The organism is Streptomyces sp. NBC_00386, assembly GCF_036063235.1.
In the GTDB taxonomy this organism is placed as follows: domain Bacteria; phylum Actinomycetota; class Actinomycetes; order Streptomycetales; family Streptomycetaceae; genus Streptomyces.
This window is the reverse complement of the sequence record NZ_CP107950.1, coordinates 2,980,207-2,992,232: the sequence shown is the minus strand read 5'-3', so window position 1 is coordinate 2,992,232 and position 12,026 is coordinate 2,980,207. Positions and strand designations below refer to the sequence as shown.

General features: G+C 69.2%; 13 protein-coding genes and 5 tRNA genes. 15 read left to right on the top strand and 3 right to left on the bottom strand.

The window, feature by feature from the left end:
* Positions 1-355 precede the first annotated feature (355 nt).
* The 9 genes from OG780_RS12955 (at position 356) to OG780_RS12915 (ending at position 4,546) form a co-directional block, all read left to right on the top strand.
* Positions 356-544, top strand: a complete 189-nt coding sequence (locus tag OG780_RS12955; RefSeq protein ID WP_328447741.1) for a hypothetical protein — start codon at positions 356-358, stop codon at positions 542-544.
* Positions 545-771: 227 nt separating this feature from the next.
* Positions 772-1,548, top strand: a complete 777-nt coding sequence (locus OG780_RS12950) for a fumarylacetoacetate hydrolase family protein (protein ID WP_261708236.1) — start codon at positions 772-774, stop codon at positions 1,546-1,548.
* Positions 1,541-3,010 (top strand): glutamate--tRNA ligase, encoded by a 1,470-nt coding sequence (gene gltX / locus OG780_RS12945; protein ID WP_328447736.1) that lies wholly within the window; start codon positions 1,541-1,543, stop codon positions 3,008-3,010. Before OG780_RS12950 ends, gltX begins: the two co-directional genes overlap by 8 nt.
* Before the next feature lie 197 nt (positions 3,011-3,207).
* Entirely contained in the window at positions 3,208-3,942 is a 735-nt protein-coding gene (locus OG780_RS12940; RefSeq protein ID WP_328447734.1) for an HAD family hydrolase, read from the top strand.
* Positions 3,943-4,032: 90 nt separating this feature from the next.
* A tRNA-Gln gene (locus OG780_RS12935) sits at positions 4,033-4,104 on the top strand.
* Between the two features lie 44 nt (positions 4,105-4,148).
* Positions 4,149-4,221: transfer RNA gene (locus OG780_RS12930), tRNA-Glu, on the top strand.
* Positions 4,222-4,283: 62 nt separating this feature from the next.
* A tRNA-Glu gene (locus OG780_RS12925) sits at positions 4,284-4,356 on the top strand.
* A 16-nt stretch (positions 4,357-4,372) separates the two neighbouring features.
* Positions 4,373-4,444: transfer RNA gene (locus tag OG780_RS12920), tRNA-Gln, on the top strand.
* Positions 4,445-4,473: 29 nt separating this feature from the next.
* Positions 4,474-4,546, top strand: a tRNA-Glu gene (locus tag OG780_RS12915).
* A gap of 240 nt (positions 4,547-4,786) precedes the next feature.
* Here the strand turns inward: OG780_RS12915 and ndgR are convergent.
* On the bottom strand, positions 4,787-5,503 hold the full coding sequence (gene ndgR / locus OG780_RS12910) for an IclR family transcriptional regulator NdgR (RefSeq protein WP_028806673.1): 717 nt from the start codon (positions 5,501-5,503) through the stop codon (positions 4,787-4,789).
* Between the two features lie 192 nt (positions 5,504-5,695).
* Between ndgR and leuC the strand changes: the two genes are divergently transcribed.
* The 4 genes from leuC to OG780_RS12890 all read left to right on the top strand — a co-directional run bounded on the left by leuC (position 5,696) and on the right by OG780_RS12890 (position 8,999).
* Positions 5,696-7,120: a 3-isopropylmalate dehydratase large subunit gene (gene leuC / locus OG780_RS12905; RefSeq protein ID WP_328447731.1), complete on the top strand. Its 1,425-nt coding sequence runs from the start codon at positions 5,696-5,698 to the stop codon at positions 7,118-7,120.
* Between the two features lie 5 nt (positions 7,121-7,125).
* On the top strand, positions 7,126-7,719 hold the full coding sequence (leuD, locus tag OG780_RS12900) for a 3-isopropylmalate dehydratase small subunit (RefSeq protein ID WP_328447729.1): 594 nt from the start codon (positions 7,126-7,128) through the stop codon (positions 7,717-7,719).
* 275 nt (positions 7,720-7,994) lie between these two features.
* Entirely contained in the window at positions 7,995-8,225 is a 231-nt protein-coding gene (locus OG780_RS12895; protein WP_326785324.1) for a hypothetical protein, read from the top strand.
* Positions 8,226-8,363: 138 nt separating this feature from the next.
* The gene (locus OG780_RS12890) at positions 8,364-8,999 is read left to right on the top strand and encodes an HU family DNA-binding protein (protein WP_328447727.1); all 636 of its coding nucleotides are present in this window, start codon (positions 8,364-8,366) and stop codon (positions 8,997-8,999) included.
* A 137-nt stretch (positions 9,000-9,136) separates the two neighbouring features.
* Here OG780_RS12890 and OG780_RS12885 read toward each other — a convergent pair whose 3' ends face one another.
* Positions 9,137-9,340 carry a hypothetical protein gene (locus OG780_RS12885; protein ID WP_326785322.1) on the bottom strand — a complete coding sequence of 68 codons (204 nt, stop codon included), beginning with the start codon at positions 9,338-9,340 and terminating at the stop codon, positions 9,137-9,139.
* A gap of 77 nt (positions 9,341-9,417) precedes the next feature.
* Positions 9,418-10,056 (bottom strand): 2-phospho-L-lactate guanylyltransferase, encoded by a 639-nt coding sequence (cofC, locus tag OG780_RS12880; protein ID WP_328447724.1) that lies wholly within the window; start codon positions 10,054-10,056, stop codon positions 9,418-9,420.
* Positions 10,057-10,200: 144 nt separating this feature from the next.
* Between cofC and OG780_RS12875 the strand changes: the two genes are divergently transcribed.
* Positions 10,201-10,971 carry a lysophospholipid acyltransferase family protein gene (locus tag OG780_RS12875; RefSeq protein WP_328447722.1) on the top strand — a complete coding sequence of 257 codons (771 nt, stop codon included), beginning with the start codon at positions 10,201-10,203 and terminating at the stop codon, positions 10,969-10,971.
* Positions 10,968-11,978 carry an NAD(P)H-dependent glycerol-3-phosphate dehydrogenase gene (locus tag OG780_RS12870; RefSeq protein WP_328447720.1) on the top strand — a complete coding sequence of 337 codons (1,011 nt, stop codon included), beginning with the start codon at positions 10,968-10,970 and terminating at the stop codon, positions 11,976-11,978. The genes OG780_RS12875 and OG780_RS12870 overlap by 4 nt, the downstream gene beginning before the upstream one ends.
* Positions 11,979-12,026: the final 48 nt, after the last annotated feature.

Sequence of the window (12,026 nt, the reverse complement as noted above, 5' to 3'; positions counted from 1 at the left end):
TGACAGCATGTGAGTGACAGGTCACGAGGCGTGCAAGGGGTTCTCGTACATACCGGGCATAGGCCTACGAGCCATGGGCGTCACGGCTGTGTCCCAGTCGCGATGATCAGGAGCGGAATGACTGGTTCAGTGGAGTAATGTCCGTTTGGTCGGCCCGTATTGGGGGTCTTGATTGACCGGTTTGCCCCTTGGTAAGTGAGCAAACTCACACAGCGATCATGGCCTCTTCACGGCATCGCCAGGGAATTGAATGTTTAGCCTGACGCTTTACAGGGATGGCGAATCCGACAACCTGCGTCTATGTGGGGCTCTTTGACCCCGACCGGCGCCCAGGACGACAAGGTCGAGCAAAACGGTGAAGACGACGATGATGTTCCGCAACATTGCCAATCCGCGGCGCACGACGCTGGCGCACCTCGAGGACGCCGATGCCCTGCGCACGCCGGAGCGGCCGGAGCACTCGGTCGAGCTCCCCCTCCAGACGGCCAACCCCCGCCGCACCGTCCTGATGGACGCCCCGGTCACGGTCGCCGCCGCGGAGTGAACGCGGTGACCGGCGAAGGGCCGCGCAGCGCGCGGCCCGGCCGGTCACGGACACCCCTCCACGAGGGCACCCTCACCCCTGGCCCGGACCGGCGCACCGCTGCCCGTCACCCCGGAGCACGCCTCGCCGTTCACCGCCCCGGCGGATATACGCGAAGCCCGCAGCCCTTGCCGCGTTAGCCTGGAGCGTCAGACTCCAGCCAGCTCAGTGAGGGGCGCAAGGATCCCGTGCGCATCGCCAGATTCTCCATCGACGGCAACGTCGCTTTCGGCGCGGTCGAGGGCGACAAGCCGGACGAGCTCGTCCTCGACATCATCAAGGGCATCCCGTTCGCGGACTTCGAGCTCTCCGGTACGAAGGTCCCGCTGAACAAGGTCCGGCTGCTGCCGCCCGTGCTCCCGAACAAGGTCGTGGCCTTCGGCCGCAACTACGCGGAGCACGCCAAGGAACTCGGCAACGAGGTGCCCGACGCCCCGTTCGCCTTCTTCAAGCCGTCGACCTCGGTGACCGGTCCCGGCGACCCGATCCAGTACCCCTCCTTCTCCAGCGAGCTGCACCACGAGGCCGAGCTCGCCGTCGTCATCGGCCGCATGTGCCGCGAGGTCCCGCGCGAGCGGGTCAAGGACGTCATCCTCGGCTACACCTGCGCCAACGACGTCACCGCCCGTGATGTGCAGAAGCGCGAGAAGCAGTGGGCCCGCGCCAAGGGCTTCGACAGCTCCTGCCCGCTCGGCCCCTGGGTGGAGACGGACCTCGACCCCTCCGACCTGACCATCCAGTGCACGGTCAACGGGCAGCAGCGGCAGCTCGGCCGCACCAGCGAGATGATCCACTCCATCGAGGACCTGATCGTCAACATCACCGAGGCCATGACGCTGCTCCCCGGCGACGTGATCCTCACCGGCACCCCGGCTGGGGTCGGCCCCCTGAACGTCGGCGACGAGGTCGCCGTCACCATCGAAGGCATCGGCACTCTCACCAACAAGGTGATCAAGCGTGGCTAACGTCCGTGTACGTTTCTGTCCCTCCCCGACCGGCAACCCCCATGTCGGGCTGGTCCGCACCGCCCTGTTCAACTGGGCGTTCGCCCGGCACAACGAAGGCACCCTGGTCTTCCGCATCGAGGACACCGACGCGGCCCGCGACTCCGAGGAGTCGTACGACCAGCTCCTCGACTCGATGCGCTGGCTGGGCTTCGACTGGGACGAGGGCCCCGAGATCGGCGGCCCGCACGCGCCGTACCGCCAGTCGCAGCGCATGGACATCTACGCGGATGTCGCCGCCAAGCTCCTGGACGCGGGCCACGCGTACCGCTGCTACTGCTCGACCGAGGAGCTGGACACCCGCCGCGACGCCGCCCGCGCCGCCGGCAAGCCCTCCGGCTACGACGGCCACTGCCGCGACCTGTCCGCCGGGCAGAAGGCCGCCTACGAGGCCGAGGGCCGCGAGCCCATCGTCCGCTTCCGGATGCCCGACGAGGCGATCACCTTCGACGACCTGGTCCGCGGCGAGATCACGTACCTCCCGGAGAACGTCCCGGACTACGGCATCGTCCGTGCCAACGGCGCCCCGCTGTACACGCTCGTCAACCCCGTCGACGACGCCCTGATGGAGATCACCCACGTCCTGCGCGGCGAGGACCTGCTCTCCTCCACCCCCCGGCAGGTCGCCCTCTACAAGGCGCTGACCGAGCTGGGCATCGCCAAGGAGACCCCGGCCTTCGGCCACCTCCCGTACGTGATGGGCGAGGGCAACAAGAAGCTTTCCAAGCGCGACCCGGAGTCCTCGCTCAACCTCTACCGGGAGCGCGGCTTCCTCCCCGAGGGCCTGCTGAACTACCTCTCCCTGCTCGGCTGGTCGCTCGCGGCGGACCGCGACATCTTCTCGATCGACGAGATGGTCGCCGCGTTCGACGTCACGGACGTGAACCCGAACCCGGCCCGCTTCGACCTGAAGAAGTGCGAGGCGATCAACGCCGACCACATCCGCATGCTCGATGTGAAGGACTTCACCGAGCGCTGCGCCCCCTGGCTGCGCGCCCCCTTCGCGCCCTGGGCGCCGGAGGACTTCGACGAGGCGCAGTGGCAGGCGATCGCCCCGCACGCCCAGTCGCGGATGAAGGTCCTCTCCGAGATCACGGACAACGTCGACTTCCTGTTCCTGCCGGAGCCGGCCGTCGACGAGGCGTCCTGGACGAAGGCGATGAAGGAGGGCAGCGACGCCCTGCTCCGCACGGCCCGCGAGAAGCTGGAGGCAGCCGACTGGACCTCTCCGGAGTCCCTGAAGGAGGCCGTCCTGGCCGCCGGTGAGGCGCACGGCCTCAAGCTCGGCAAGGCCCAGGCCCCGGTCCGCGTCGCCGTCACCGGCCGCACGGTCGGCCTGCCGCTCTTCGAGTCCCTGGAGATCCTGGGCAAGGAGAAGACGCTGGCGCGCGTCGACGCCGCGCTGGAGCGGCTCGCGGCCTAGCCCGCAGACGTACGCGACAGGGGCGGTGTCCGGTTCGGACGCCGCCCCTGTCGCATGTGCCCGGCCGGTCACCCTCGGTTCACCGTTCCCGCCGACTCCCTCTTGCGGTAGCGCAGTTGTATGCCTGCCGTGCCCTGACCGGCACGACCGCCACCGTCCGAGGGACAGTCGCCCGCCCTCGGGGATACCGTCGGCGCATGAGGATCGACGCCGTGGTCTGGGACATCGACGACACGCTCTTCGACTACACGGCCGCCGACCGGGCGGGCATGCGGGACCATCTCGCCGCCGAGGGCCTGCTCGACGGCGGGACGACCGTCGAGCAGGCCCTCGGGCGCTGGAGGGAGATCACCGACGCCCAGTGGGCGAGGTACGCGGCCGGCGAGACGGACTGGCAGGGCCAGCGGCGGGACCGTGTCCGGGTGTTCCTGGGGGAGTCGCTGAGCGACACCGAGGCCGACGCGTGGTTCGACCGGTACGTCACGCACTACGAGGGCGCCTGGGCGCTCTTCCCGGACGTCCTGCCCGTCCTGGACGCGCTCGTGGCCAGCCACCGGCACGCCGTGCTGTCCAACTCCAGCCTCCTCGTGCAGGACCGCAAGCTGCGCGTCCTCGGTGTGCACGACCGCTTCGAGGCCATCCTGTGCGCAGCCGAACTCGGCGTCTCCAAACCCGCGGCGGCCGCCTTCCACGCGGCCTGCGACGCCCTGGGGCTGCCGCCGCACCGCGTCGCCTACGTCGGGGACCATCCGGAGATCGACGGACGCGGCGCCGCCGACGCCGGTCTGCTCTCGGTCTGGATCGACCGGGACGGCGCCCACGCCGCCGGCGCCGTCGGGCGGACGGGTCCGCATCGCATCGGATCGCTGGCCGAGTTGCCCGCGCTCCTCGACGCGGATACCCGTTTTGGAGCGTGGTCCACCTTCGGGTAATGTTCTTTCTGCGCCGCCGGGAGCGGGCCGAAAGGCCGGAGCCCGGAGGTGCCAGCTAAAACAAGATCCCCCTGGGGGGTTGCGTTTCAGTGGCCTATGGTGTAATTGGCAACACTACGGTTTCTGGTACCGTCATTCTAGGTTCGAGTCCTGGTAGGCCAGCTCGCAGAGCTCATCTGCAAACGCGGAAGTCCAGATCCGCACCCGCCCCCGTTGTGTAGCGGCCTAGCACGCTGCCCTCTCACGGCAGTAGCGCCGGTTCGAATCCGGTCGGGGGTACAGATCCTTCCCAGGGAGGCAGTCCGGGTCGCACCCGCTGTCCCTCATGCAGGATCGCTAGGGCCCCCGTTGTGTAGCGGCCTAGCACGCTGCCCTCTCACGGCAGTAGCGCCGGTTCGAATCCGGTCGGGGGTACTGGTCTAAACCACCATGGGCTATGGTGTAATTGGCAACACTACGGTTTCTGGTACCGTCATTCTAGGTTCGAGTCCTGGTAGCCCAGCTTCGAATCTGCGGAAACGCAGGATTCAGGCCCCCGTTGTGTAGCGGCCTAGCACGCTGCCCTCTCACGGCAGTAGCGCCGGTTCGAATCCGGTCGGGGGTACACGGTCCGCAAGGGTCTCCACTTCGGTGGGGGCCCTTTCGGCGTTCGGAGATCAACTCGGGCCACGGGTGCCGTGAGAACTCGGACCACGGTGCCGTGAGTTGGATCACCCCGGAAACGAGGCGCGGGGTGCACGGGCTCGGTGAGCCGGTACACCCCGCGTACGGGACGGTGCGCTTCGGGAAGGGCCTGCCGCGGCGTTGAGGCCGGCCCTCCCGTCGCGAGGGAGCGGAGCGAAGGTCAGCCCGTGCGGCGCAGGGCTTCGGAGAGCCGCCCGGCGGCGTCGATGACGGCCTGGGCGTGCATGCGGCCCGGGTGGCGGGTCAGGCGCTCGATCGGCCCGGAGACCGAGACGGCGGCCACGACACGGTTCGAGGGGCCGCGGACCGGCGCGGACACGGACGCCACGCCCGGCTCGCGCTCGCCGATCGACTGGGCCCAGCCACGGCGCCGTACTCCCGACAGTGCGGTGGCGGTGAAGCGGGCGCCCTGGAGACCGCGGTGCAGCCGCTCCGGCTCCTCCCAGGCCATCAGGATCTGGGCGGAGGAACCGGCCTTCATGGTGAGGGTGGAGCCCACCGGGACCGTGTCCCGCAGACCGGACAGCCGCTCGGCCGCGGCGACGCAGATGCGCATGTCGCCCTGGCGGCGGTAGAGCTGCGCGCTCTCGCCCGTGATGTCCCTCAGGTGTGTGAGCACCGGGCCCGCCGTCGCGAGGAGGCGGTCCTCTCCGGCGGCCGCGGCCAGTTCGGCGAGCCGGGGTCCGAGGATGAAACGGCCCTGCATGTCGCGCGCCACCATGCGGTGGTGTTCAAGTGCCACGGCGAGGCGATGTGCCGTGGGTCGTGCCAGTCCGGTCGCCGCGACCAAGCCTGCGAGGGTGGCCGGACCGGACTCCAGAGCGCTCAGGACAAGGGCTGCCTTGTCCAGAACGCCGACGCCGCTACTGTTGTCCATGAAACGATACTCGCGTCTCACTCTGTGAAACGCAAGTTCAATTTCCGGTGGAACGCGCCACCCTTGTAGACACAGCGGCCCGCGAACCAACGGGTCCGGCGGACGACGTCCGGTACGAGGGGTACGGACGTTCAACCGCCCCGGAAATCTCTAGTTGGGCCGGCGCCACACAAGCCGGCCGGAGGGAAAGCGATGGGTAGGACACTCGCGGAGAAGGTCTGGGACGACCATGTCGTCCGGCGCGCCGAGGGCGAGCCCGACCTCCTCTTCATCGATCTGCACCTGCTGCACGAGGTGACCAGCCCGCAGGCCTTCGACGGCCTGCGTCAGGCGGGCCGTCCGGTGCGGCGCCTCGACCTCACCATCGCGACCGAGGATCACAACACCCCGACCCTCGACATCGACAAGCCCATCGCGGACCCGGTCTCCCGGATCCAGCTGGAGACGCTGCGCAAGAACGCCGCCGAATTCGGCGTGCGGCTGCACTCGCTGGGCGACGTCGAGCAGGGCGTGGTGCACGTGGTGGGGCCGCAGCTGGGTCTGACCCAGCCGGGCACCACCGTGGTCTGCGGTGACTCGCACACCTCCACGCACGGCGCCTTCGGCGCCCTGGCGTTCGGCATCGGCACCTCCCAGGTGGAGCATGTGCTGGCCACCCAGACGCTCCCGCTGGCCCGCCCGAAGACCATGGCCATCACGGTCGACGGCGAGCTGCCCGACGGAGTCAGTGCCAAGGACCTGATCCTGGCGATCATCGCCAAGATCGGTACGGGCGGCGGCCAGGGCTACATCCTGGAATACCGCGGCTCCGCCATCGAGAAGCTCTCGATGGAAGCCCGGATGACCATCTGCAACATGTCGATCGAGGCCGGCGCCCGCGCGGGCATGATCGCCCCCGACGAGACCGCCTTCGCGTATCTCAAGGGCCGCGCCCACGCCCCCGAAGGCGAGGAGTGGGATGCCGCGGTCGCGTACTGGAAGACCCTGAAGTCCGACGACGACGCCGAATTCGACGCGGAGGTCGTCATCGACGCCGCCTCCCTGTCGCCGTTCGTCACCTGGGGCACCAACCCCGGCCAGGGAGCACCGCTTTCGGCGAACGTCCCCGACCCGGCTTCGTACGAAGACGCTTCGGAGCGCCACGCCGCCGAAAAGGCCCTGGAATACATGGGGTTGACCGCCGGACAGCCGCTGCGCGACATCAAGGTCGACACCGTCTTCGTAGGTTCGTGCACCAACGGCCGTATCGAGGACCTGCGCGCGGCCGCCGAGATCGTCGAGGGCCGCAAAGTCGCCGACGGCGTACGGATGCTGGTCGTCCCCGGCTCCGCGCGGGTCGGTCTCCAGGCCGTCTCCGAGGGCCTGGACGTGGTCTTCAAGGAGGCCGGCGCCGAATGGCGGCACGCGGGCTGCTCGATGTGTCTGGGCATGAACCCCGACCAGCTGGCTCCCGGTGAGCGCTCCGCGTCCACCTCCAACCGCAACTTCGAGGGCAGGCAGGGCAAGGGCGGCCGTACGCACCTGGTCTCGCCGCAGGTCGCCGCGGCCTCGGCGGTCCTCGGCCACCTGGCCTCCCCGGCCGACCTGTCCGACGCCCCCGTGCCCGCTGGAGTCTGAGAGCCATGGAAGCATTCACCGCGCACACCGGCCGGGCCGTCCCGCTGCGCCGCAGCAACGTCGACACCGACCAGATCATCCCCGCCCACTGGCTCAAGAAGGTGACCAGGGACGGCTTCGAGGACGGCCTCTTCGAGGCCTGGCGCAAGGACGCCTCCTTCATCCTCAATCAGCCCGAGCGCCAGGGCGCCACGGTTCTGGTCGCGGGTCCCGACTTCGGTACGGGCTCCTCCCGCGAGCACGCCGTCTGGGCGCTCCAGAACTACGGCTTCAAGACCGTCATCTCGTCCCGGTTCGCCGACATCTTCCGCGGCAACTCGCTCAAGAACGGCCTGCTCACGGTGGTTCTGGACCAGAAGATCGTGGACGCGCTCCAGGAGCTGTCGGAGAAGGACCCGCAGGCCGAGATCACGGTCGACCTCGAGGCCCGTGAGGTGCGCGCCGAGGGCATCACCGCCGCCTTCGAGCTCGACGAGAACGCCCGCTGGCGGCTGCTGAACGGGCTGGACGACATCTCCATCACCCTCCAGAACGAGGGCGACATCGCGGCGTACGAGGCCAAGCGCCCCTCGCACAAGCCGAAGACGCTCCAGGTCTGACACCCGGGCCCGGCCCCGGCCGGGCCCAGCTGGTTTCAGCCACGCGGCATCACTCTGTACCCCCAATCGTGGACGGTTGGGGGTACAGCTGTTTCCACTCCCGGAGGACTCCCGCGCACCCTCACGAGGCAGGTCAACTCCCTTAGTTACAAGGCGGGTTGCCTGGGTAGGCGACTACGTGGGCGACTTCCGGCCAAGAGGGTCAGAAGGCCTCCGGTGGACGGCAGTTACCCCCTGCGCAGGCGACAACTCGCCCCAGATGGCACAATCTGTGCATGGAACGTGACAGCCAACTCGAGCTCTACACGGCGGTCGCGGCCCAACTCAAGGAAGCGCACACAAGAGTGCGCGCACTGCAAGTCCCGGAGGGCGTACGGATGGCGCTGACCCGGAAGCTGCTGGTCATTACGGCCGCGGCCAAGCACGATCTCGCCGACGCGACAAGGCGGCTGGAGCGGTTCACCACCGACCTCGACGAGGGCCGATTCCTCGAAGGGGATCACTGACGAACTGCGCTACGGCCCGAGTTCGTTGCGGCACAAGGGTGATTAGCCCGTTTCGTGTTTGATTTGCGGTATATATCTGCCTAACGTGCGAAAAAGCTTGAACGCATTCGTTCGGGCAATGTCTCCGAAGGGGAAGACGTGAACAAGGCGCAGCTCGTAGAAGCGATTGCCGACAAGGTCGGCGGGCGTCAGCAGGCCGCCGACGCGGTCGACGCTGTACTGGACGCCATCGTCCGTGCGGTTGTCGGCGGAGACCGGGTCTCGGTCACGGGCTTCGGTTCCTTCGAGAAGGTCGACCGTCCCGCCCGTTACGCCCGCAACCCTCAGACGGGTGAGCGTGTTCGGGTCAAGAAGACCTCTGTGCCGCGCTTCCGTGCCGGTCAGGGCTTCAAGGACCTGGTGAGCGGCTCGAAGAAGCTCCCGAAGCACGACGTCGCGGTCAAGAAGGCCCCGAAGGGCAGCCTCTCCGGCGGCGCTTCCGCGACGGTGAAGAAGGCCGCGGCCAAGAAGGCCACCACCGCCAAGAAGGCGGCGGTCAGGAAGACCGCGGCGAAGAAGACGGTCGCGAAGAAGACCACGGCCGCCGTGAAGAAGACCGCGGCGAAGAAGACCACGGCGAAGACGGCCGCCGCCAAGAAGACGACGGCGAAGACGACCACGGCCAAGAAGACCGCCGCCAAGAAGGCTCCGGCGAAGAAGGCCACGGCCAAGAAGGCCCCCGCGAAGAAGTCGACGGCTCGCAAGACCACCGCCAAGAAGGCCACCGCCCGCTAGAAGCAGGGCCGAGGGGCACCTCACACGCCGGGCCGGGCTCCCACCGGGAGCCCGGCCCGCGGCGTGTTCAGAACGTCTGCGCCAGAACGTCTGCGCCAGAACGTCTGCGCCAGAACGTCTGCGCCAGAACGTCTGTGTCAGAACGTCTGCAGTGTGATCAGGGTGATCCTGAGCTCCGCGCCCTCGCCCTCGGTCTCGATCCGCACGCGCTGTCCCGGCCGCAGCAGCCGCAGCCCGCCGGCGTCGAACGCCGGACCGTCGAAGGGCACCGGGGTGCCGTCGTCGAGCAGCACCTGTCCGCTGCGGGTCTCGGGGTCGTACGTGTACGAGGTCGCCTGCATGGGGGCAGCCTACTGATCCCGCCCCGCGCGGGACGCGGGCAGTCCCGCCACACCCGGGCGCGGGCGCCCGTTGCCGCCTACTGCCCGGGAATCAGCAGCCGTGCCGCCGCGGCCGCCGTGCGCGGGCCGACGCCGAGTGTCAGCGCCGCCCGCAGATCCTCCCGGGTGTCCACGTCCTGGCGTACGGAATCCACCGCGTCGAGACGGAGTTCCACGGCCCCCGAGGCGCGATGGCGGGCCCGCGAATCACCGCCGAAAGCGGGGAGCAATTCCCGGCCCGGGGAAGCGGCCAGGAGCGTCGTGCCGATTGCGGCAGCATCGGCCAGAAAAGCGCGGGGGAATTCGGCCGCGGCGGCCAGTACGCGGGCCAATTCCCGAGGCCGCAGAGCGGGCAGATCGGCGTTCAGGGCCGCGACGGCGCATTCGGGATCCCGGGCCCGCACGGCCTCGGCCCCGTGCGCCAGCGCCGCGTTGAGGCCCCCGCCCGGCTCGTCCGCGACGATGTGCGCGCCGAGTGCGGCCAGCTCCCTCCCGGCCAGGGCGTCGCCCGTGACGACCGCCACACCCCGGACGGTGGCGCAGGCCAGCGCCGCCGCCACGGTGTCCTGCGCGAACGCGAGGGCGAGCCCTGGGCGCAGTACGTCGGAAGCGGTGTCCGCCAGCCTGCTCTTGGCCCGCGCCAGGGGTTTGAGGGGTACGACCAAGGTCCACCGCACGAGCGCTCCACCCTCTCCAGTCACGCCTTATTGTGACCTGGTCACCCTGGCGGTCCGGGTGTCGGGGCGTACGGTGTTCTCGACAGACAGGCGGCCTGGAGCGACACTTGTGCGGCCCCCCAGGCTCTAGAGGAAGGTGTCCGCGTGCCCCGCCGCAGAATCGGCTTCTGGTACCGCTTCGCAGCGGTTCTCTGCAAACCGCCGCTGGTGCTTCTGATCAAGCGGGACTGGCGCGGGATGGAGAACATTCCGGCCGAGGGCGGATTTATCACCGCGGTGAACCACAATTCCCATGTGGACCCGTTCGCGTATGCGCACTACCAGTACAACACCGGGCGTGTTCCGCGCTTCCTGGCGAAGGCCGGGCTTTTCAAGAAGGGATTCGTCGGCGCCGCGATGCGCGGCACCGGACAGATCCCCGTCTACCGCGAGAGCACCGACGCCCTGAGCGCCTTCCGGGCCGCGATCGACGCCGTGGAACGCGGTGAGTGCGTGGCGTTCTACCCCGAGGGCACGCTCACCCGTGACCCCGACGGCTGGCCGATGACCGGCAAGACCGGTGCGGCGAGGGTCGCCCTGCAGACCCGGTGCCCGGTGATCCCGGTCGCGCAGTGGGGCGCCAACGAACTGCTGCCCCCGTACGCCAAGAAGCCCGACATCCTTCCGCGCAAGACCCACCGCGTGCTCGCGGGCCCGCCGGTGGACCTCTCGCGCTACTACGACCGGGAGATGAACCCGGACCTCCTGAAGGAGGTCACCGAGGTCATCATGGCGGCCGTCACCGCGCAGCTGGAGCTGATCCGCGGCGAGAAGGCGCCCGAGAACGTGTACGACCCGCGCGAGGTGCGCATCGCGCAGCGCCGTAGGACCGCGGCCAAGCCGAAGGCACAGCAGGAAGAGGGGCAGGGCACGTGAGCAAGCCGGTCAGGGCGGCCGTCTTCGGGACCGGATCGTGGGGTACGGCTTTCGGCATGGTGCTCGCCGACGCGGGGTGCGACGTCACCCTGTGGGCACGCCGCCCCGAACTCGCCGACGCGGTCAACTCCACGCGCATGAACCCGGACTACCTCCCGGGCATCGAACTCCCGGAGAACCTGCGGGCCACCGCCGACCCGGCGAAGGCCGCGCGCGGAGCCGACTTCACCGTCCTCGCCGTGCCGTCCCAGACACTGCGCGGCAACCTCGCGGACTGGGTGCCGCTGCTCGCCCCCGACACCGTGCTCGTCTCGCTCATGAAGGGCGTCGAACTCGGCACCGTGAAGCGGATGAGCGAGGTCATCGAGGAGGTCGCCAAGGTCTCCGCGGACCGTGTCGCCGTCGTCACGGGGCCCAACCTCGCCAAGGAGGTCGCCCAGCGGATGCCCGCGGCGGGCGTCGTCGCCTGCCGCGACGAGGCGGTGGCCCGACGCATCCAGACCGCCTGCCACACGCCGTACTTCCGCCCGTACACGAACACCGACGTGGTGGGCTGTGAACTCGGCGGAGCCGTCAAGAACGTGATCGGTCTCGCCGTAGGCATCGCCGACGGCATGGGTCTGGGCGACAACGCCAAGGGCTCGCTGATCACCCGCGGCCTGGCCGAGACCACCCGGCTCGGACTCGTGATGGGCGCGGACCCGATGACGTTCTCCGGCCTCGCGGGCCTCGGCGACCTCGCCGCGACCTGCTCCTCGCCGCTGTCCCGCAACCACACCTTCGGCATCAACCTCGGCCGGGGCATGACCCTCCAGGAGACCATCGCGGTCACCCGGCAGACCGCCGAGGGGGTCAAGTCCTGCGAGTCGGTGCTGGATCTGGCGCGCCGGCACGGCGTCGACATGCCGATCACGGAGACGGTCGTCAGCATCGTCCACGAGGGCAAGCCGCCGGTGGTCGCCCTCAAGGAGCTGATGGGGCGCAGCGCGAAGTCCGAACGCCGCTGAGCCGCCCGCCGAACCGCCAGGTGGGCGACGCTCCGCAACGGTGGGTAC

Bases quoted from the DNA above. Each gene is read 5' to 3' on its own strand.
- leuD (WP_328447729.1), top strand. From the start codon at position 7,126: ATGGAAGCATTCACCGCGCACACCGGCCGGGCCGTCCCGCTGCGCCGC.
- leuC (WP_328447731.1), top strand. From the start codon at position 5,696: ATGGGTAGGACACTCGCGGAGAAGGTCTGGGACGACCATGTCGTCCGG.
- OG780_RS12885 (WP_326785322.1), bottom strand. From the start codon at position 9,340: ATGCAGGCGACCTCGTACACGTACGACCCCGAGACCCGCAGCGGACAG.
- OG780_RS12895 (WP_326785324.1), top strand. From the start codon at position 7,995: ATGGAACGTGACAGCCAACTCGAGCTCTACACGGCGGTCGCGGCCCAA.
- ndgR (WP_028806673.1), bottom strand. From the start codon at position 5,503: ATGGACAACAGTAGCGGCGTCGGCGTTCTGGACAAGGCAGCCCTTGTC.
- OG780_RS12940 (WP_328447734.1), top strand. From the start codon at position 3,208: ATGAGGATCGACGCCGTGGTCTGGGACATCGACGACACGCTCTTCGAC.